Source organism: Mesorhizobium sp. M1143, assembly GCF_040318435.1.
GTDB lineage: Bacteria > Pseudomonadota > Alphaproteobacteria > Rhizobiales > Rhizobiaceae > Mesorhizobium.
Genome location: NZ_JAMYMJ010000164.1, coordinates 1 through 1,776, shown reverse-complemented (window position 1 = coordinate 1,776; position 1,776 = coordinate 1). Strand labels below are relative to the sequence as shown.

Annotated in this window: 1 protein-coding gene; it reads right to left on the bottom strand. The window is 62.0% G+C overall.

The genetic code is table 11. The features are described from left to right. Positions 1-1,542: potassium transporter Kup (locus tag NKH35_RS31615; RefSeq protein WP_352917559.1), on the bottom strand; the 1,542-nt coding region annotated here is incomplete at its 3' end. Positions 1,543-1,776: the final 234 nt, after the last annotated feature.

Genomic DNA, 1,776 nt, shown 5'->3' with positions numbered 1-1,776 from the left:
GTGCTTCAGGCTGTGCATCAGCGCTGTCGGCGCGCTTTGCGGATCGCTGGTCAGGAACACGGCGGTGCCGGACACCAGCTGCGGCTTCTTCTTCAACAGATTGCCGGCGAGGAAATCGAGCGGGATTTCGTTGCGACGGGTCTTGTCGAACAGATAGCGGCTGCCGCGCACCCAGGTCCACATCGCCAGAACGATGGTGAAGGCCACCGCAAGCGACGCCCAGCCGCCCTCGAACACCTTGACGATGTTGGAGGCAAAGAAGCCGATGTCGATGAATGCGAACACCGCCGTCATCGCCACCGCCACCCACAGGCGCCATTTCCAAATGCGCGTCATGACGACGAACAGCAGCACCGTCGTCACCAGCATGTTGCCGGTCACCGAGATGCCATAGGCGGAGGCCAGCTTGCTCGATTCGCCGAAACCGACGACCAGCAACATCACCGCCAACGCCAGCAAAACATTGACGCGGGGCATGTAGATCTGGCCCGACTGCCGTTCCGACGTGTGCAGGATTTCGAGGCGCGGAAGCATATTGAGCTGCACCGCCTGCCGGGTCAGCGAGAAGGCGCCGGAGATGACCGCCTGGCTGGCGATAACCGTCGCCGCGGTTGCCAATACCACCATCGGGATCAGCGTCCAGCCTTCGTTCATCTCGAAGAATGGATGGCCGACGTGACCGTTCTTCGCCAGCACGAAAGCGCCCTGCCCGGCATAGTTTAGCAGCAGGCAGGGAAACACGATGGCCAGCCAGGCGAGCACGATGGGCTTGCGGCCGAAATGGCCGAGATCGGCATAAAGCGCTTCGGCGCCGGTGACGGCGAGGAAGATGGCGCCGATGGTGACGAAGGCGACATCGGGCGAATTGATCAGGAAGGCGACGATGTAGTGCGGGCTGACCGCCCACAGGATTTCGGGATCGGCGATGATGTGGTTCAAGCCCGAAAGACCGATAGCCAGGAACCAGACCGCCGTGATCGGCCCGAAGATCAGCGCCACACCGCCGGTCCCGAAGCGCTGCACCGAAAACAGGATCGCAAGGATGACCAGCGTCAGCGGCACGACGTAGGGCTGGAAGGTCGGGGTAACGACATTCATGCCTTCAACCGCCGAAAGCACCGAGATTGCCGGCGTGATGACGGCGTCACCGAAGAACAATGACGCGCCGACAATACCGATGGCCAGGATGATCGCCGAGCGGGTCGGGAAACTGCCGCGCGCCAGCGCCATCAGCGACAGCACGCCGCCCTCGCCTCGGTTGTCGGCTCTGAGCACGAACATGATGTATTTGATGGTGACGATAATCGTCAACGACCAGATGATCAGCGACAGCACGCCCAGAATATCGCCGCGCTCGGCGATTTCGCCGCCGGAGGACGCAACAAGCGCTTCCCGGAAGGCGTAGATCGGGCTGGTGCCGATGTCGCCATAGACCACACCGAGCGCGCCCAGCATCAGAACTTTGGTGCTGTGCTGTTCGATTTCGGGATGGCTCGATTGTTCGACGGGTTCTGCCTCAATACCAGCATTGGTAAGGGCCATGGACGACACTCCGATAAGCGCGCGGTGCTCTACGCTTGCTGCGATGCAATATCAAGTGCCGTGACGGTAGGGCTACCATGTTCCCAGCGCAGGGCTTGCCCCGCAATGACCGGTGCGTGGCGTCAAAGGCTGCCGGAAACCTCAGATCGCCACCTGCGTGCCGATCTCGACCACACGTCCGGTCGGGATCTGGAAATACTCCGTCGCATCGGCCGCCGAGCGGGCGAGCCCGAT